Raw genomic sequence first — 17239 nt, 5'->3', positions numbered from 1 at the left:
GCGCGCCCTCCCTATAAAAGCAGGCATGATGAGCGAAAATGACGGCAGTATGGGACGCCGCGCCCCCGGGGGATTGCGGCAATTTTTCCACCAGATCAGCCTGATGGCGAACAACCCCTGGGGCCCGAAGGGCGGCAAGGGGGACAAGGATGGCGGCGAGGACAAGGGGGGCGAACGTCCCGGTCCGCGCAATCCCTGGGTGACTCCCGATCCGGCCGATCCCGCCCGTCCGCGCAAGCCCCGCGGTCCTTCGGCGTTCGACGAGCTGCTGCGCAAGGGGCGCGGCTTTGGCGGTGGCGGTCCCGGGGGCGGCGGCAGTGGCGGCTTCGGCTTCGGTGATTCCGCGAGGGTCTGGAAGTGGGCGCCGCTCGCTGTGCTCGCAGCATGGATCGGCCTGACGTCGTGGGATATCATCCGCGAGGGAGAGGCCGGTGTCGTTACGAGGCTTGGCAGTTACTCGCGCACGATGGCGCCGGGCTTCAATCTGAAATTTCCCACGCCTTTCGAAACCGTGCAGGTCGAGAATGTGCAGTCGATCCGCGAGCTCAAGATCGGCGCGACCAGCAATGATTCGCAGAATTTTGTGCTGACGCAGGATCAGAATATCATCAACCTCGGCTATGAGGTTCGCTGGCGCATTCGCGACCCGCATCAATATCTGTTCCAGATCGCCGATCAGGAAAACACGATCCGCGAAGTGGCGGAAAGCGCGATGCGCGCGACGGTCGCCAATTATACGCTCACCGACGCGATCGGTCCGCGCCGTGCGGGCATCGAAAGCGAAGTGCGCGCGCGGATGCAGCAGTTGCTCGACAAGTATCGCGCCGGCGTGACGATCGAGGCGATCCAGCTCCAGCGGGCGGTTCAGCCCGAGCAGGTCACCGATGCCTTCAACAAGGTGACCGCCGCGCAGCAGGAACGCGAATCGAACATCAACGAAGCCGAGGCCTATGCCAGCGCGCAGCTCGAGCGCGCCCGCGGCGCCGCGGCCGAGTTCGACAAGCTGTACGAGCAATACAAGCTGGCGCCCGAGGTTACCAAGCGCCGCCTTTATTATGAAACGATGGAGCAGGTGTTGGCACCGGTGAACAAGGTGATCGTCGAATCGGGCGGCGTTACGCCCTATCTGCCGCTCCCCGAGCTGCGCCGCCGCGCGGCCGCGGCCGAAGCGCCGATCACGGTGGAGAGCAGCCGATGAGCTTCCTCGATTCCATTGTCGCGCGGCCATTGAAATGGCTGCTGATCCTGGTCGCGCTGCTTGTGGCTGCGGCGATGACGCTGGTCGTCGTGCCCGAGGACAAGCAGGCGATCATCATCCGCTATGGCCAGATCAATTCGGTGGTGAACCAGTACAAGCCGAACGAGCGTTTCGGCAGCTCGGGCGCCGGCCTGATCGCGCGTATCCCGATCATCGACACCGTCACCTTCTTCGACAAGCGCATCCTCGGCGCGAACATGCAGAACGAGCGCGTGCTGACGACCGACCAGTATCTGCTCGAAGTCGACGCCTTTGCGCGGTTCCGCATCGTCAATCCGGCGCGGACCTATACCTCGATTCGCAGTGAGGAGAATTTGAAGGGGCAGCTGACCTCGATCCTCGGCTCGTCGCTGCGCAACGAGCTCGGCAAGCGCAGCTTTGCATCGCTGCTGTCGGCCGAGCGCGGCAATGTGATGACCAACATCCAGAATGCCCTCAACCGCGAGGCACGGCGCTATGGCGCCGAGGTCATCGATGTGCGCATCAAGCGTGCGGACCTGCCGACGGGAACGCCGCTCGACGCCGCGTTCAACCGCATGCGGTCGGCGCGCGAGCAGGAGGCGGTTGCGATCCGCGCGCTCGGGCAGAAGGAAGCGCAGATCATCCGCGGCAACGCCGATGCCGAGGCGGCGCGCATTTATGCCGAAGCCTATGGCAAGGATCCGGCGTTTTACGACTTCTACCGGGCGATGCAGAGCTATCGGACGACGTTCCTGAGCGATGCCGCGAAGAGCGCGGACAATTCGATCATCCTGTCGCCGAACAGCGAATATCTGCGCCAGTTCAGGGGCAATTGAGAAACATGAACGGCGTATGCAACCGCCGTTCATGTTCAAACGTCGTTCAGCCTGCGGTGAGCAGATAGCCGCTGCCGGGGTCAGAGTTTTTCGCAAGAGAAAAGGAATTGCGATCGTGCGTTATGTTTATGGCATCACTTCGGCCTTGCTGGTGGGTGGCACCGCACTGGCGCTCGTCACCCAGTCGCCCGTCATCGCGCAGGTCGCGCAGAACGAGAAGAGCGAGATCGCCAAGGCGGTCCCGCGCGCCGGCGCTCCCGAAAGCTTCGCCGACCTTGTCGAGCAATTGCAGCCCGCGGTGGTCAACATCTCGACCAAGCAGGAAGTCACGCTGGGCGTCCGGCTCGATCCCTTTGCGGGGACCCGCGAGCCGGTCACGCAGGAGCAGCAGGGCGGCGGGTCGGGCTTCCTGATTTCCGACGACGGCTATATCGTCACCAACAACCATGTCGTCACCGGCGGCCCGCGCGCCGAGGCGGTGAACCAGGTCACGGTCACGCTGACGAACGGCAAGGAATTCAAGGCGCGCATCGTCGGCCGCGACGCGGCGTCCGACCTTGCGCTGCTCAAGATCGATGCGACCGGGCTTCCCTTTGTTAAGTTCGCCGACAGCAGCCAGGCGCGCGTCGGCGACTGGGTCGTCGCGATCGGCAACCCGCTCGGACTCGGCTCGACGGTGACCGCCGGCATCATCTCGGCAGTGCAGCGCAACCTCGGCGGCGGCGGTGCCTATGACCGCTATATCCAGACCGATACCGCGATCAACCGCGGTAACTCGGGTGGGCCGCTGTTCGACCTGCACGGCAATGTCGTCGGCATCAACAACATGCTGATCTCGCCCGTCGGCGCGAATATCGGCGTCAATTTCGCGATCCCCGCCGACGCGGCGATCCCCGTGATCAACTCGCTGAAGTCGGGGCAGAAGATCGAGCGGGGTTACCTCGGCATCAGCATCGCGCCGGTCGACGAAGACCTCGCGGCGGCGCTCGGCCTGCCCAAGGACCGCGGCGAATTCGTCCAGCGGGTGGAAGACGATGGTCCGGCAGCGAAGGCCGGCCTGAAGCGCGGCGACGTCGTGACCAAGGTCAACGGCAAGGACGTGACCCCGTCGCAGACCCTCTCCTACATCGTCGCCAACGTCAAACCGGGCACGCGCATTCCTCTCGAGGTTGTCCGCGATGGAAAGACGGTCACCCTCAATGCCGTCGTTGCGACCCGGCCGCCCGAAGAGCAGCTCGCCGGATCGAATTTCGATCCCGAGGACGAACAGGCGGTGCCGGATGATCCGAAGGGGACGGCGGATACGACGATCCAGAACGAACTTGGCCTCGCGGTGCAGGCGCTGACCCCCGACATCGCACGCGCGATCGGCGTCGACGTCGGGACGAAGGGCCTCGTCATCGGCGCGGCGTCGGGAAGCAGCGACGCCGGGCGCAAGGGGCTTCGTCGTGGCGACGTGATCGTCAGCGCGAACCGGGCGCCGGTGACGTCCAGCGAAGCGCTGGCGAAGGTTGTCGCCGATGCCAAGGCGGCAGGCCGCGATGCGGTGCTGCTCGACATCGTGCGGCGCGGACAGCCGGTCATCTCCTACGCGATCCGTATCAACAGCCGGAAATAGGCCGATCGGTCAACAATGGATTGAGTTGATGGAGACTCAATCCATTGAAAGGATTATCTTTTGATCAGCCCGAAGCATTGGGTTCCGGGCTGATCGGGAGATGCCGGATGACCAGGAAGATCAAGCTCGCGCTCTGCGCCGCCGTTCTCACGCTGAGCGCTGCACCCAGCCAGGCACAGGTGAATTACTGCCCGCGGCATATGGGCTGTTTCCCCGATGCGTTCGGCCAGTGCATTTGCTGGACCTGATAACGATGGGCCATGCCTCAAGGGGCGCCGCGACCGTGTGTCCGGCGCCCTTTTTGTTGCCTGCCGCCGACAATGTTCCTATTATGTTCGCTCAACGACGAGTCGGGAGAGAGAAGATGATCGGATATGTAACGCTGGGTACCGGGGATCTCGCCAAAGCCGCGGTCTTTTACGACGCGATCGCAGGCGAACTCGACACGCCGCGGATGATGGAGTTCGACGGCTTCATTGCGTGGGGCAAGCCCGACGGCGGTGCGGGAATCGGCCTCACCAAGCCTTTCGACGGAAACCCGGCAAGCGTCGGCAACGGCGTGATGGTCGCGCTGCAGGCAAAGGACGAGGCGCAGGTGCAGCGTCTCTATGACATCGCACTCGCCAACGGCGGCACCTGCGAGGGCCCTCCGGGGCCGCGCGGCGAAGGCTTTTATGCGGGCTATTTCCGCGACCCCGACGGCAATAAACTCAACGCCTTCGTCATGGGGTGAGACCCCGCGCTGTCCGCTTGATTTCCTGCCCCTCCGCTCTAGACCTTTGGACAGGTGCCTGAGTGGAGGAAAAGCACAGTGAGCGACGGTAGCGAAGCGACCGAAATCTATATCGGCCTCGGCGGCGGTGGAGCCCCCGACGGTCCGCGGCAATCGCTGGTCCTGAAGCGTGCGAACCGCCACGGACTGATCGCGGGCGCCACCGGCACCGGCAAGACGGTGACCTTGCAGGGGCTCGCCGAGGGCTTCTCGGAAGTTGGCGTGCCGGTGTTCGTCGCCGACGTTAAGGGCGATCTGGCGGGCATGGCGATGGCGGGCAGCCCGACGTCGAAGATGCACGAGATTTTTGCCAAGCGCGCTGCCGAGATCGGCGACACCGGCTGGGCCTATCACGACAATCCGGTGATCTTCTGGGACCTGTTCGGCGAACAGGGGCACCCCATCCGTACGACGATCTCGGAGATGGGTCCGCTGCTCCTCGCGCGGCTGATGGGGCTTAACGAGGTGCAGGAGGGTGTCCTCGCGATCGCCTTCCGCGTCGCCGACGAGCAGAATCTGCTGCTCCTCGATCTGGGTGACCTGCAGGCGATGCTCGCGTGGTGCGCCGAGAATGCCGACGAGCTGACGACCAAATATGGCAATGTCACCAAGGCGACCGTCGGAACAATCCAGCGCCAGTTGCTGACGCTCGAGACGCAGGGCGGCGACCATTTCTTCGGCGAGCCCGCGCTCGACATCCAGGACATGATCCGCCTCGACGACAATGGCCGCGGCTATGTCAACATCCTCGCCGCCGACAAGCTGATGGCGAGCCCGAAGCTCTATGCGACCTTCCTGCTCTGGCTCCTCAGCGAGATGTTCGAGCAGCTTCCCGAGGTCGGCGATCCCGACAAGCCGAAGCTCGTCTTCTTCTTCGACGAGGCGCATCTGCTGTTCGACGATGCGCCGCCGGCGCTGACCGAGAAGATCGAACAGGTCGTGCGTCTGATCCGGTCGAAAGGCGTCGGCGTCTATTTCGTCACGCAGAACCCGATCGACGTCCCCGAAACGATCGCGGGGCAGCTCGGCAACCGCGTCCAGCACGCGCTGCGCGCCTTCACCCCGCGCGACCAGAAGGCGGTGAAGGCCGCCGCGGACACGTTCCGGCCGAACCCCAAGGTCGATGTCGAGCGCGAGATCACCGAGCTCAAGGTCGGCGAGGCGCTCGTCTCGCTGCTGATGGCCGACGGCGCGCCGTCGCCGGTCGAGCGGACGTTGATCAAGGCACCCTGCTCGCGCGCCGGTCCGCTCGACGCCAAGGAGCGCGCGATCATCCAGTCGATTTCACCGGTCGCAGGCAAATATGACACGGCGGTCGACCGCGAGAGCGCCGAGGAATTGCTCGCCGCCAAGGCCGAGCAGGCGCAGGCGGCCGCGGTCGAGGCGAAGGCGCAGGCCGAAGCCGACAAGCAGGCCGCGATCGCCGCTAAGGAAGAGGCGAAGCGCAAGGTGGCCGAAGAGAAGGTGCGCCTCCAACAGGAAAAGGCCGCGGCGCGCGAGGCCGCGAAGCCGAGTTTCACCGAGAAGATGGTGCAATCGGCGGCGCGTTCGGCCGCGACGAGTCTCGGCCGGCAGGTCGCGGGCAAGTTCGGCGGTCAGCTGATGCGCGGCATCCTCGGCAGCCTTTTCAAATGAGTGATGCGGCGTCGATGGAGGCGAGTCTGATCGCCGCTGCCGACGCCGACATTCGTTTGCCGTTGTTCGAGCGCTTCTTCGCGGCCTTTCCCGAGCGCCGCGCGAGCTTCATCTCGATCGATGCCGCCTCGCGGCGGATGACCGACGAAACGCTCGAGATGATGCTCGGCCTCGCGAAGGGCGAGGGCTGGGTGTGGCCGCTCGTCGCCGAACTGGTCTTCACCCACCGCAGCTATGGTGCGTTGCCGATCGCCGAATATGACGCCTTCATCGACATGACGGTCGATGAACTCGGCAAGGCCGCCGGTGCAGACTGGACGGCGGAAGCGGCATCGGCATGGCAGCGCCACGCCGATGCGCTCAAAGCGATGATCCGCAAGGCGCGTGCCGAGTGGAAGAGTGCGATGCCCGCCGGAGCGCCGCAGCTCGCCGAATGAGCGGCGCGCTGCGGCGGCGCCTTATCTCGCTTTCAGCCAGGCCGCGATTTCGCTCTTGATGCGCGGGCGGCTGACGCTGCGCTCCTTCAGCGTCGCGATCGTCTTGTCATAGGGTTTGCGCACATCGGCGGGCAGCGGTGCCGCAATGGCTTCGAGCTTGGCGATCATCGCCGGATCGTTCGACGAGGCCGCGAGTCCGGCGAGGAAACGCGCCCGCGCCGAAGCGTCGATCAGCCGGTCGACCGCGGTCTGGTTCTTCTGCGCGAAATCGACCGCGAGCGCAGCATGGTTGCGGGCGACCGCGCCGATGATCGCGGCGCTGACGGTCTTGCCCGGCTCGTCGGTGAGCGCGAGGTCGAGCGCGCGTTGCGCGAGTTTCGGATCCTTCGCATTGCCGAGCAGCGTGTAGAAGGCGCTGCGTTCGACCGCCGATTTCGACCCCTTCGCCATTGCGCGCAGCTTGTCCCATTCGGCGGCGCTCGCGTTCGAGGCGACGATGCCGAGCCAGCGCGACTTCAGCGGGCCGTCGAGCGCGGCGGGATTGGCGTCGAGCAGCGCGAAACGGCGCCGCGCCTCGGCGAGCACCTTCGCATCGCCGAGCGTCCCGAGTGCGCCGAGCAGGTCCGAGCGCAGGATCGCATCGAGTGCGGGCTCGCCCTTGCGCGCGTCGAAACCGAGCCGCTGCATCGAGACGCCGAGCGCCGCGCTGCCGCGTGCCGCAATCACCTTCTGCACCGCCGGCTGGTCGTCGAAATAGCCGTGGAGAATCTCGTAGCGCCCGGCGGCGTCGCCGATGACTTTCTGGTTGGCGTCCTTCGGCGTCGCGGCGAGCAGATCGAGCGCGGCACCCATCGGCTGATAGCCCGCATTGGCGAGCGCAAAATTGTCGCCGAGCAGGCCGAGCTGGTCGATCGGCGCGAGGCTGGCGAAACTCCCGCGCAATGCGCCGAGCGCCGCGGGCGAATAGAGGGTGCGGTAATAGCCTGCCTGACCCGCGTTGACCAGCACCGGTCCGCAGCCGGGAAGCGTCAGCGTCCCCGTCCCGCCCGAAACCACCTGCCGTGCCACGGCGCCATTCCCCGCGCGCGCAAGCACCGGAACCTTCCAGCGGCGGCCGTCGGCGTCGACGCTGTCCTTGCGGTCGCGCGAGAATTCGCTCTGCGTGAGCTGGACGCTCGTGTTGCCGCCTGCGCAGGTGATGCCGCCAACGCGGAGCAGCGGGATTCCGGGCTGGTTGGTGAAATCATGCGCGATTCCTGTCAGCCCTTTCGCACCCGCCGCCTCGACCGCATTCCACAGGTCGTCGGTGCGCGTATTGCCGTACTTATGCTGCGCCATGTAGGTGCGCAGCCCGTCGCGCCAGACATCCTCGCCCGCGTAGGATTCGAGCATCGTGATGACCGCTTCGCCCTTCTGGTAGGTGATCGCGTCGAACGCCTGATTGGTGTCCTCGACGGTGCGGATCGTCTGGACGATCGGGTGCGTAGTCGCGAAGGCGTCGAGCCCCATCGCGCGTTCGCGGCCGTCGACGCGGCCGAGCAGCGGCTGCCAGTCGGGGTGGAAATGGTCGCTCGCCTTGGTCTCCATCCAGCTCGCGAAACCCTCGTTGAGCCAGAGGTCGTCCCACCATGCCATCGTCACCAGATCGCCGAACCACTGGTGCGCGACCTCATGCGCCTGCGTGGTATAGATTTCCTGCCGCGTCGCCTCGCTGGTGATCGTGGGATCGTCGAGCAGGATGCGCTCGAAGGTGAAGATCGCGCCCCAATTCTCCATCGCGCCGAAGAATTGCGACTGGCCGGGTCCGGCGATGTTGTCGAGCTTGGGCAGCGGGTAGGGCTGGCCGAAATAGTCGCGGTAGTAGCTCAGCAGCGGGCCGAGGCTGTCGAGCGCGAAGCGTGCCTGTTCGCCCGATCCCTTCGGCGAGACGATGCCGACCTCGGCGCCGCTTTCGCTCTTCGCCGCGAGCCGCTCGAAATTGCCCGTCGCGAAGAAGAGCAGGTACGACGACATCTTGGGCGAGGTCTGGAACACGACGGTCTTCTTGCCGCCCGCAACCGGCGTTTCGCTCGTCACCGGCATGTTGCTGACCGCGAGGTCGCCTGCGGGGACGGTCGCCGACAGGCTGAAGGTCGCCTTGTAGCTCGGCTCGTCGAAGCTCGGCACGAAGCGTCGCGCGTCGGGCGCCTCGAACTGGGTGAACAGCCCGCGCACCTCGTTTCCGGTGACCTTGTCGGGATAGTCGAGTGCGAAAAGCCCGTTCGCCTGCGTGTTGATCACGCCGGTATAGGCGGTCGTCAGGCGGTATTGGCCCGGCGCGAGTTCGGCGGGCGCGGTGAAGGTCGCGGTTTGCGCCTCGGCATCGGTCGCGACGGTCAGCGGGATAGCCTTGCCGTCGGCGCCGGTCAGGCTGGCGCTGGCAAAGCTCAGGTCGAGCGCGTTGAGCGTCAGCGTCGCCGATGGGGCGTAAAGCTCGATGTCGATGCCCGCTTCGCCCGTAAAGGTGAGCGCCTTGGCGTCGGGCGTGACGCTGACGTCATAGTGCAGCGGCGCGGCGATGCGGGGCAGCTGGCTGGGGACGCTCGCGTCGAGCGGCGCGCCGGTCAGCGCGGGCGGCGCAGCGGCGACGGGTGCAGCAGGCTGCACTCCCGGCTGCGCGGCGCACGCGGCGAGGCTCAGCGACGAGACGGCGGCGAAAAGGAAATGACGTGCAGTTGTTTTCATGATGCGATTCCCGGTAATTTTCGGTGCTCGCTACGCGCGTGCGCGCGTCGTGCGGGCGCCGCTTCGACGGGCGGTCTTACCCTATCGACAGACGACGCGAATCGCGGCACTTTGGTTGCATGACAAAACCTATATTGCCTGGAGAGGTATCCGCCGCCGTCGTGAGTCCGGTCGCTTATGGTGACTGGGACGGGCTTCATCAGCAGCTGGCATGGGCACGTGCCAACGCGCCGCTCGCGGTTGCAGAGAACCCCGACCATGATCCTTTCTGGCTTGTCACCCGGCACGCCGACATCATGGCGATCAGCCGCGATCCGCAGCGTTTCGCGAACGGTATTCGCCCGACGGTGCTGACGAACCGTGACGGCGAGGCGCTGGCGCGCGCCGCGACCCCGAACAATGACGGCCACCTCATCCGCTCGCTCGTTCAGATGGATGCGCCCGACCATATGAAATACCGCCTGCTGACGCAGAGCTGGTTCATGCCCAAGAATCTGAAGATCGTCGAAGACCGCATCCGCCTGCTCGCGCGCCAGACCGTCGATCAGATGCTGGAGAGCGGCGAGTGCGATTTCGCGCGCGACGTCGCGGCGCATTATCCGCTGCGCGTGATCATGGACATCCTCGGCGTGCCGCCCGAGGACGAGCCGCGGATGCTGATGCTGACGCAGCAATTGTTCGGCTCGACCGACCCCGAGCTCAATCGCAACAAGGTCGAGATCACCAGCGCCGAACAGGCGATCGCGATGCTCCATTATGTGATCGCCGATTTCGAGAATTATTTCCGCGAACTGACCGCCGACCGGCGGACCAATCCGCGCGAGGATATTGCGACGGTGATCGCCAATGCGATGGTCGGCGGCGAGCAGATCCCCGACCGCGAGCTTGCCGGCTATTATATGATCATCGCGACCGCGGGGCACGACACGACGAGCGCCTCGACCGCGGGCGCGATCATGGAACTGGCGAAGAATCCCGCGCTGTTCGAGCGCTTCCGCGACGCCGAGAGCGACAAGGCGGGACTGATCGACGAAGCGATCCGCTGGACCACCCCGGTCCAGCACTTCATGCGCAGCGCGAGGGAAGACGTCGAAATCGGCGGGCAGACGATCCGCGAGGGCGATTGGCTGATGCTGAACTATGTTTCGGGCAACCGCGATGAGGACGTCTTCGCCGATCCCTTCGCTTTCGATCCCGACCGGCCGAAGAACCAGCAGATCGCGTTCGGCTTCGGCGCGCATGTCTGCCTTGGCCAGCATCTCGCGCGGATGGAGATGCGGATCATGATGGAGGAGTTGCTTCCCCGGCTGAAGAGCCTCGAGTTGACCGGCGAGCCCGCGCGCGTCGAATCGGTGTTCGTCGGCGGTTTGAAACGTCTGCCGATCCGGTTCGAGGCCGCCTGACCGATTTTCCTTTGTGATCGACCCGCGCCATGCCAAGGCAGGGCGTGGGTCGATTTCTAGTGAGGAAATCGATGAAATATTCGACCTTTGCCGCGGCTTTCATGCTTGCTGCGGCGGCGCCCGCATCGGCGATGACGATCGACGCCGACGAACGCGAACTTTACGACGACAGCGTCCAGTGCATGGCCTTTTACGGCATCATGGCGGGGCTTGGCGGCGACAAGGAGCCCGAGGATCCGAAGGCAGCAGCGTCGGGCACCAAGTTCCTTGCGGTTGCAACTGTGCTTGCGGACGAGGACAAGGCGCAGATCCAGACCGATCTCAACGCCCAGATCGCCATGTTCGGCAAGCTCGCCGAGCGGCCCGACGATCCCGCGAACATCGAAAAGCTGCGGTCGATCAAGGACAGCTGCGAATTTATGGAAACGCTCGTCGATGCGATGATCGACGGGTCGAGCTAGGCTCTTTCGCCCGGAAAGAAGCGCGCGATGACATCGCTCGCGAGCCGCGCGGGGCGGAGCGTTTCGGCGTCGATGCAGCACCAGCTCGATTTGACCTCGGCCAGCACTTCCTCGCCGCGCTTGATGATCGTCTCGTAAAAGGCGCGCGCGCCCTGGACTTTCTCGAGGATCACGGTCGCGATGACCTGATCGTCGAGGAAGGCGGGGCGGCGATAGGTGATCTCGTGCTTCAGCGCGACCCACAGGTGCGCCGCGACCGCGTCGGGCGGTGCGATATGGCGCCAGTGCGACAGCACCGCTTCCTGCACCCAGCTCAGATAATGGGCGTTGTTGACGTGCCCCATGAAATCGATCTGGTCGGCGCCGACAGTGATGTCGTGATCGTGCGGAAGCGAGGCTGCGGTCATAACGCTGACACTAGTGTCAACAATATGTGACGGAAAGATGAAAAATCATCCTCTTCCGCGATAGGATGCGACGCCCTGATCGGGCAGCCACAGCCCCTCGGGCGGCGCGCCCGATTGCCAGAAGACGTCGATCGGGATGCCGCCGCGCGGATACCAGTAGCCGCCGATACGCAGCCACCGGGGCTGCATCTCGTCAAACAGGCGGCGGCCGATGCCGACGGTGCAATCCTCATGGAAGCCGGCATGGTTGCGGAACGAGCCGAGGAAGAGCTTCAGGCTCTTCGATTCGACGATCGTCTCTCCGGGCGCATAGTCGATGACCAGATGCGCGAAATCGGGCTGGCCGGTCACCGGGCAGAGTGATGTGAACTCGGGCGCGGCGAAGCGGACGAGATAAAGTTCGCCGGCGCGCGGATTGGGGACATAGTCGAGCACTGCGGCCTCGGGCGAGGCAGGCAGTTCGCTGGATTGGCCAAGATGTTTGGGCGCAAGGCCCGCAGGGGTAGAATCGGACATGGAAACCATCTAGGGACGCGCGCGGCCGATGTCATCAGCGGCCCATGGTAAAGACGGGTTCAGCGCCAATTCAGAGGCGCGGCGCGATGGCGGCTTTCGGGATTGCGAATATCAGAATGACGGTGCGGACGATCGGGCGGAACGAAAAGACGGCGCGGCTGTCGCTGGGCGCGCTGGCGATGTCGCTTGCGCTTGGCGTGCCGGCGATGGCGCAGCAGACCGATACGCCGACCCCCGCGCCTTCGTCGACTTTCCGCCTTCCGCCGGCGAGCGATGGCCGCACACCCGGCGTGCAGGGGCCTTCGGACAATAATATTCCGCCGTTGAGTCCCGGCGACCGGTCGCCGTCGCCGACCCCGACGCCTGCGCCGACCCCGCTCTCCCCGCCGGTCGTTGCGACCCAGCCGGCGCGAACGACCCCGACGCCTGCGCCGGCCGCCGCGACGCCGACGGCGCGGCGCGATACGCCGGCAGCGACCCAGCCGTCGCCGCGTCCGGCGGATGCCGGACCGTCCGCCGCGGTGCCTGCGGCTCCTGCCGCCGCGACCGGGATATCCCCGACAGATAACGCGGCAAGCGCGGCTCCGGGCTTTTCGAACGATCCGACCGCGCCCGTAACCGCCGCTCCCGCGGACGACGGCGCCGCCCCCGAAGCGCCCGCAAGCGGTGGCGGTACGCCGATCTGGGCCTGGCTGCTCGCAGGGCTTGCGGCGGCCGGCGCCGGTTTCTGGTACTGGCGGCGTCGTCCCTCGGTCGCAGGCGACGCGCCGGCGGAGTATGCCGAGCCCGTTCCCGCGCCGAAGCCGCTGCCGCGCACCACCGGATCCACGCCCCGGCCTGCGCCTGCTCCCCCGGCGCCGCGCCCGGCCCCGACCCCGGTTACGGCAGCACCCGCGGCGTCACCCCTCGTCACCCGCCCGGCCGACGAGCGACGGGCGATCGTGTCGATGGCGCTCGATATCCGTGCGATTCGCATGACGCGCGATCAGCTTGTCGTCGCCTTCTCGCTCAACCTGCTGAATCAGGGTCCGGTGGAGGCCACCGGCCTGATGGTGCGTATCGCGCTCAACCAGGGCTCGGCGATGACAGAACCGGTGCTCGCGCGGTTCTTCGACGGTGCGGGCGGCAGCGTCCTGCGCGACGATATGGTGCTCGCCCCGGGAGCGGGCGAGCAGCTCAGCACCGAAGTCATGCTGCCGCGCGCGGCTGTCGAGCCGCTGATCATCGGCGGCAAGCCGATGCTGGTGCCGGTGATGGCGTTCGACGTCACCTATCATTGGGACGGCGAGGGCGAAGCGTTCGGCCAGAATGCCGGCACCTTCGTGCTCGGCCGTGAACAGGGAACCAGCGGCAGCACCAAGCTGGCGCCGCTCCCGCTCGATCATCCGAGCTTCGTCGTCAACCGGCCGGCGGCCCGCGCGACCGCGATCCGGCGCACGCAATAAGTTGCTCGACTGCCGCTTTTTTGTTGCGGCGCACCATAAGCTGAGGCAGACCGCCAGCGTGCTTGAAAAAGGGCACGCCGGGGCATAGGCTTGCCGTCCCCGGGAAAGAACAGAGCCACAGCAGGATTGGCCTCGGAGGGACAGGAAAAGCAGGTCCCGCGCGGTCGCAACAGGAGCATGACATGGACGCCTTGGTCTCAACCGACTGGCTGGAACGCGAACTGGGGGCATCGGATCTTCGGATCGTCGATGCGACGAAATTCATGGCCGGGACCGATCGCGATCCGCGCGCCGAATATGAAGCAGGCCACATCCCGGGCGCGGTGTTCATGGATCTTGCCGAACTGACCGATTCGACCGCCGGTGTCGACAATATGGCGCCTCCCGCCGAAAAATTCGCGAGCCGCATGCAGTCGCTCGGCCTCGGCGACGGCAGCCGCATCGTGATCTATGACGACAGCCCGCTGAAGAGCGCGGCGCGCGCCTGGTGGCTGCTCAAGCTGTTCGGTGCGCACGACGTCGCGCTGCTCGACGGCGGGCTCGCCAAGTGGAAATCCGAAGGCCGCGCGCTCGAAATGGGCAAGCAGACGCTGCGCCACCGTCACTTCACCGTGTGGCGCGATGCGAAGGCGGTGCGCACCAAGGACCAGATGCTGGCGAATGTCGACAGCGGCGCCGAGCAGGTTCTCGACGCGCGCGACGCCAAGCGCTTCACCGGCGAAGAGCGCGATGCGCGTCCGGGCCTTGCGCCCGGCCATATCCCGGGTTCGCGCAACCTGCCCTTCGGTGAGCTTTTCAATGCCGACGGCACGTGGAAGCGCGGCGATGACCTGAAGGCCGCCTTTGACGCGGCAGGCGTCGACCTCGACAAGCCCCTCGTCACCACCTGCGGCAGCGGCATGACCGCGACCGTCGTCGCGTTCGGCGCGCACCTGCTCGGAAAGGACGATGTCGCGGTGTACGACGGCAGCTGGCTCGAATGGGGCGCCGACGCGGCGACCCCCAAGGCGACCGGCGCAGCCTGACGGCAGGTGGCTGGTTCCGGCAAGAAAGACGACAGCCTCCGCCCTGCGACGAAGCTCGTGCAGGGCGGCCGGCGGCCCGAATGGACCGGCGACCCGCGCCTCGGCGGCGGGGTCGTCAACCCGCCGGTGTGGCGCGCCTCGACGATCCTCTACGACACTATTGCCGACCTGAAGGCGCGCGGGCACGCGACGCACGACAAGCTCTATTACGGCCGGCGCGGGACGCCGACGGTGTGGGCGCTCGCCGATGCCCTGACCGATCTCGAGCCTGGCGCCGAAGGCACCTTGCTCTACCCGTCCGGGGTCGCGGCGAATTCGGCGGGGCTGCTCGCGCTGCTCTCGCCCGGCGATCATCTGCTGATGGTCGACAGCGCCTATGAACCGACGCGCGCCTTCTGCAACGGCATGCTCGCGCGCATGGGGGTGCGGACGACCTATTATGATCCGCTGGTCGGGGCTGCGATCGCCGATCTGATCGAGCCCGAGACGAAGCTGATCTTCCTCGAATCGCCCGGCAGTCTGACCTTCGAAGTGCAGGATATACCCGCAATCGCCGCGGTTGCGCGCGAACGCGGCGTGCTGACGATGCTCGACAACACCTGGGCGACGCCTTTGCTGTTCCCGGCGCTCGCGCATGGCGTCGACGTGACGATGATGAGCCTCACCAAATATGCCGGCGGGCACAGCGACGTGATGATGGGCTCGCTCACCGCGACGCGCGTCGTCTGGCCGAAGCTGCGCAGCGCGGCGTACCAACTCGGCCAGGCGGTTTCGCCCGACGATTGCGCGATGGTGCTGCGCGGGCTGCGCACGCTCGACGTCCGCATGGCGCGGCATGGCGAGAATGGCCTCGCGGTCGCGAACTGGCTCGCGGGGCGGCCCGAGGTCGGGCGCGTGCTGCATCCGGCGCTGCCCGGCGATCCCGGCCACGCCATCTGGGCGCGCGATTTCGGCGGTACCAGCGGCTTGTTCGGCTTCACGCTGAAAGGCGTCGACGAGGCCGCGCGGACGCGCTTCATCGACGCGCTTTCGCATTTCGGCATCGGCTTCAGCTGGGGCGGCTATGAAAGCCTTGTCGTGCCGAGCGATCCGCAGACGATCCGCAGCGCCGTCGACTGGACCGATCCCGATCCGCTCGTCCGCCTGTCGATCGGACTCGAGGATCCAGCCGACCTGATCGCCGATCTGGCACGCGGATTCGCCGCGCTGTGAGCGCGGGGGAGAGCCTGCGAAGCGGGTTCGACCGCACCGTCGAGGTGATGAAGGCGATCGACATCGACGTCGGCGCCTATCGGCTGTCGCTCTATGGCGTCGTGTCCGCGATCGTCGTCGCGATCCTGCTCTACATCGCCGTCAAGCTGGCGATGCGCGCGATCAAATGGCTGCTGCGCCGCAACCACCAGATCGACGACGCGCAGCGCGTCCTGACCGAAAAGCTGATCGCGATCGCGCTGTTCATTTTCGCGAGCCTGTTCGCGATCGACCTGCTCGGCATCGACCTGACGGCGCTAGCGGTCTTTTCGGGCGCCGCGGGTCTGGCGATCGGGTTCGGGCTGCAGAAGACGGTCGGCAATCTGATCGCGGGGATCATCCTGCTGATGGACCGCTCGATCAAGCCCGGCGACATCATCGTCGTCGGCGATGGCAGCAGCATGGGCGGGTCGACCGCGCCGGGCAGCATTCCCAACGTCGGTCGCGTCGCGAAGATCGGCGTGCGCGCGGTCAACGTGGTCACGCGCGACGGCAAGAAGCATCTGATCCCGAACGAGCTGCTGATGACGCAGCCGGTCGAGAACTGGAGCTATTCCAGCCGCGATGTGCGCGTACGGATGCGCGTGCCGGTCAGCTATGATTGCGATCTGCGCAAAGCCCAGCGGCTGATGGTCGAGACGGCCAAGGCCAACCCGCGCATTTTGAACGACCCCGAGCCGGTTGTCTGGATCATCGCGTTCGGCGAGCGCGCGGTCGAGCATGAGCTGCGCTACTGGATTTCGGATCCCGAGGCCGGGCTCGGCAATATCCAGGGCGACGTGTTTCTGGGGATCTGGGACCGCTTCAGGGAAGCGGGGATCCGCATCCCCTATCCGCGGCAGGATGTGCGGATTGTCGAGGCGCCGGACGGTGATCCGGCGCCCCGCAGCAAGGTTTAGAAGCCCACTTTCTTCGCGCGCTCGATGCATTCGACGATGATGCGCTTCGCCTCGTCGACATCGCCCCAGCCGTTGAGCTTTGCCCATTTGCCGGGTTCGAGATCCTTGTAGTGAGTAAAGAAATGCTCGATCTGCTGCAGCACGATCTCGGGCATGTCCTTGTAGGTCGCGACCTTGTCGTAATAGGGGAAGGTCTTGTTGACGGGGACGCAGAGCAGCTTCTCGTCGCCGCCGGCATCGTCTTCCATGAGCAGTACGCCGATCGGACGGCACTTCACCACCGCGCCCGCGACGATCGGCGAACGCGCGACGACGAGCGCGTCGAGCGGATCGCCGTCCTCGCCCAGCGTATGCGGGACGAAACCGTAATTGGCGGGATAGCGCATCGGGGTGTGCAGGAAGCGGTCGACGAAGAGCGCGCCCGACGCCTTGTCGAACTCATACTTCACCGGCTCGCCGCCGATCGGCACTTCGATCAGCACGTTCAGGCTGTCGGGCGGGCTGTCGCCGGCCGGGATCAGGTCGATGCGCATGGGAGATGTCCTTGTGTGTTTTTGAATTGCGCGCGCCTTTAGCGCCGGAAGCGGCGCA

The 17239-nt window shown here is 65.9% G+C and carries 17 protein-coding genes; 13 read left to right on the top strand and 4 right to left on the bottom strand.

Translation table 11 applies throughout. The features are described from left to right. The first annotated feature begins 25 nt into the window (after nucleotides 1-25). The 7 genes from hflK to L7H23_RS08525 all read left to right on the top strand — a co-directional run bounded on the left by hflK (nucleotide 26) and on the right by L7H23_RS08525 (nucleotide 6517). Nucleotides 26-1198 (top strand): FtsH protease activity modulator HflK, encoded by a 1173-nt coding sequence (gene hflK / locus L7H23_RS08555; protein ID WP_237838916.1) that lies wholly within the window; start codon nucleotides 26-28, stop codon nucleotides 1196-1198. Then, nucleotides 1195-2055 carry a protease modulator HflC gene (locus L7H23_RS08550; protein WP_237838915.1) on the top strand — a complete coding sequence of 287 codons (861 nt, stop codon included), beginning with the start codon at nucleotides 1195-1197 and terminating at the stop codon, nucleotides 2053-2055. The genes hflK and L7H23_RS08550 overlap by 4 nt, the downstream gene beginning before the upstream one ends. A gap of 115 nt (nucleotides 2056-2170) precedes the next feature. Continuing rightward, entirely contained in the window at nucleotides 2171-3673 is a 1503-nt protein-coding gene (locus tag L7H23_RS08545; protein ID WP_237838914.1) for a Do family serine endopeptidase, read from the top strand. A gap of 107 nt (nucleotides 3674-3780) precedes the next feature. Then, nucleotides 3781-3921 (top strand): hypothetical protein, encoded by a 141-nt coding sequence (locus L7H23_RS08540; protein ID WP_237838913.1) that lies wholly within the window; start codon nucleotides 3781-3783, stop codon nucleotides 3919-3921. A 116-nt stretch (nucleotides 3922-4037) separates the two neighbouring features. After that, nucleotides 4038-4406: a VOC family protein gene (locus L7H23_RS08535; RefSeq protein ID WP_237838912.1), complete on the top strand. Its 369-nt coding sequence runs from the start codon at nucleotides 4038-4040 to the stop codon at nucleotides 4404-4406. Between the two features lie 105 nt (nucleotides 4407-4511). Continuing rightward, complete coding sequence (locus L7H23_RS08530; protein ID WP_237839172.1) at nucleotides 4512-6080, top strand: helicase HerA-like domain-containing protein; 1569 nt, start codon at nucleotides 4512-4514, stop codon at nucleotides 6078-6080. After that, nucleotides 6077-6517, top strand: a complete 441-nt coding sequence (locus L7H23_RS08525) for a hypothetical protein (RefSeq protein WP_237838910.1) — start codon at nucleotides 6077-6079, stop codon at nucleotides 6515-6517. The genes L7H23_RS08530 and L7H23_RS08525 overlap by 4 nt, the downstream gene beginning before the upstream one ends. Nucleotides 6518-6538: 21 nt before the next feature. On the opposite strand, the gene L7H23_RS08520 is transcribed toward L7H23_RS08525, so the two are convergent. Continuing rightward, entirely contained in the window at nucleotides 6539-9241 is a 2703-nt protein-coding gene (locus L7H23_RS08520; protein ID WP_237838909.1) for a M1 family metallopeptidase, read from the bottom strand. 119 nt (nucleotides 9242-9360) lie between these two features. Here L7H23_RS08520 and L7H23_RS08515 point away from each other — a divergent pair, with 119 nt between their 5' ends. After that, nucleotides 9361-10644: a cytochrome P450 gene (locus L7H23_RS08515; RefSeq protein ID WP_237838908.1), complete on the top strand. Its 1284-nt coding sequence runs from the start codon at nucleotides 9361-9363 to the stop codon at nucleotides 10642-10644. Nucleotides 10645-10715: 71 nt separating this feature from the next. Beyond that, on the top strand, nucleotides 10716-11105 hold the full coding sequence (locus tag L7H23_RS08510) for a hypothetical protein (RefSeq protein WP_237838907.1): 390 nt from the start codon (nucleotides 10716-10718) through the stop codon (nucleotides 11103-11105). Here the strand turns inward: L7H23_RS08510 and L7H23_RS08505 are convergent. Together L7H23_RS08505 and queF are read right to left on the bottom strand one after the other, a co-directional pair. Next, a complete protein-coding gene (locus tag L7H23_RS08505) occupies nucleotides 11102-11512 on the bottom strand; it encodes a thioesterase family protein (protein ID WP_237838906.1) in 411 nt (136 codons plus the stop codon). The genes L7H23_RS08510 and L7H23_RS08505 overlap by 4 nt on opposite strands. Before the next feature lie 45 nt (nucleotides 11513-11557). Then, entirely contained in the window at nucleotides 11558-12028 is a 471-nt protein-coding gene (queF, locus tag L7H23_RS08500) for a preQ(1) synthase (protein WP_237838905.1), read from the bottom strand. An 86-nt stretch (nucleotides 12029-12114) separates the two neighbouring features. Here queF and L7H23_RS08495 point away from each other — a divergent pair, with 86 nt between their 5' ends. The 4 genes from L7H23_RS08495 to L7H23_RS08480 all read left to right on the top strand — a co-directional run bounded on the left by L7H23_RS08495 (nucleotide 12115) and on the right by L7H23_RS08480 (nucleotide 16648). Beyond that, nucleotides 12115-13473, top strand: a complete 1359-nt coding sequence (locus L7H23_RS08495; protein WP_237838904.1) for a hypothetical protein — start codon at nucleotides 12115-12117, stop codon at nucleotides 13471-13473. A gap of 182 nt (nucleotides 13474-13655) precedes the next feature. Further along, nucleotides 13656-14498: a 3-mercaptopyruvate sulfurtransferase gene (sseA, locus tag L7H23_RS08490; protein ID WP_237838903.1), complete on the top strand. Its 843-nt coding sequence runs from the start codon at nucleotides 13656-13658 to the stop codon at nucleotides 14496-14498. Nucleotides 14499-14504: 6 nt separating this feature from the next. Further along, on the top strand, nucleotides 14505-15710 hold the full coding sequence (gene metC / locus L7H23_RS08485) for a cystathionine beta-lyase (protein WP_237838902.1): 1206 nt from the start codon (nucleotides 14505-14507) through the stop codon (nucleotides 15708-15710). Next, nucleotides 15707-16648 carry a mechanosensitive ion channel domain-containing protein gene (locus L7H23_RS08480; protein WP_237838901.1) on the top strand — a complete coding sequence of 314 codons (942 nt, stop codon included), beginning with the start codon at nucleotides 15707-15709 and terminating at the stop codon, nucleotides 16646-16648. Before metC ends, L7H23_RS08480 begins: the two co-directional genes overlap by 4 nt. Here the strand turns inward: L7H23_RS08480 and ppa are convergent. Then, nucleotides 16645-17181 (bottom strand): inorganic diphosphatase, encoded by a 537-nt coding sequence (gene ppa / locus L7H23_RS08475; protein WP_237838900.1) that lies wholly within the window; start codon nucleotides 17179-17181, stop codon nucleotides 16645-16647. The genes L7H23_RS08480 and ppa overlap by 4 nt on opposite strands. Nucleotides 17182-17239 lie beyond the last annotated feature (58 nt).

The sequence above is a fragment of the Sphingopyxis sp. BSN-002 genome, from assembly GCF_022024275.1.
GTDB lineage: Bacteria > Pseudomonadota > Alphaproteobacteria > Sphingomonadales > Sphingomonadaceae > Sphingopyxis.
This window is presented reverse-complemented; position numbering and strand designations above follow the sequence as displayed.

Bases quoted from the DNA above. Each gene is read 5' to 3' on its own strand.
- sseA (WP_237838903.1), top strand. From the start codon at position 13,656: ATGGACGCCTTGGTCTCAACCGACTGGCTGGAACGCGAACTGGGGGCA.
- queF (WP_237838905.1), bottom strand. From the start codon at position 12,028: ATGTCCGATTCTACCCCTGCGGGCCTTGCGCCCAAACATCTTGGCCAA.
- L7H23_RS08525 (WP_237838910.1), top strand. From the start codon at position 6,077: ATGAGTGATGCGGCGTCGATGGAGGCGAGTCTGATCGCCGCTGCCGAC.
- L7H23_RS08520 (WP_237838909.1), bottom strand. From the start codon at position 9,241: ATGAAAACAACTGCACGTCATTTCCTTTTCGCCGCCGTCTCGTCGCTG.
- L7H23_RS08505 (WP_237838906.1), bottom strand. From the start codon at position 11,512: ATGACCGCAGCCTCGCTTCCGCACGATCACGACATCACTGTCGGCGCC.
- L7H23_RS08515 (WP_237838908.1), top strand. From the start codon at position 9,361: ATGACAAAACCTATATTGCCTGGAGAGGTATCCGCCGCCGTCGTGAGT.
- L7H23_RS08535 (WP_237838912.1), top strand. From the start codon at position 4,038: ATGATCGGATATGTAACGCTGGGTACCGGGGATCTCGCCAAAGCCGCG.
- hflK (WP_237838916.1), top strand. From the start codon at position 26: ATGATGAGCGAAAATGACGGCAGTATGGGACGCCGCGCCCCCGGGGGA.
- L7H23_RS08495 (WP_237838904.1), top strand. From the start codon at position 12,115: ATGGCGGCTTTCGGGATTGCGAATATCAGAATGACGGTGCGGACGATC.
- L7H23_RS08550 (WP_237838915.1), top strand. From the start codon at position 1,195: ATGAGCTTCCTCGATTCCATTGTCGCGCGGCCATTGAAATGGCTGCTG.
- ppa (WP_237838900.1), bottom strand. From the start codon at position 17,181: ATGCGCATCGACCTGATCCCGGCCGGCGACAGCCCGCCCGACAGCCTG.
- L7H23_RS08510 (WP_237838907.1), top strand. From the start codon at position 10,716: ATGAAATATTCGACCTTTGCCGCGGCTTTCATGCTTGCTGCGGCGGCG.
- L7H23_RS08540 (WP_237838913.1), top strand. From the start codon at position 3,781: ATGACCAGGAAGATCAAGCTCGCGCTCTGCGCCGCCGTTCTCACGCTG.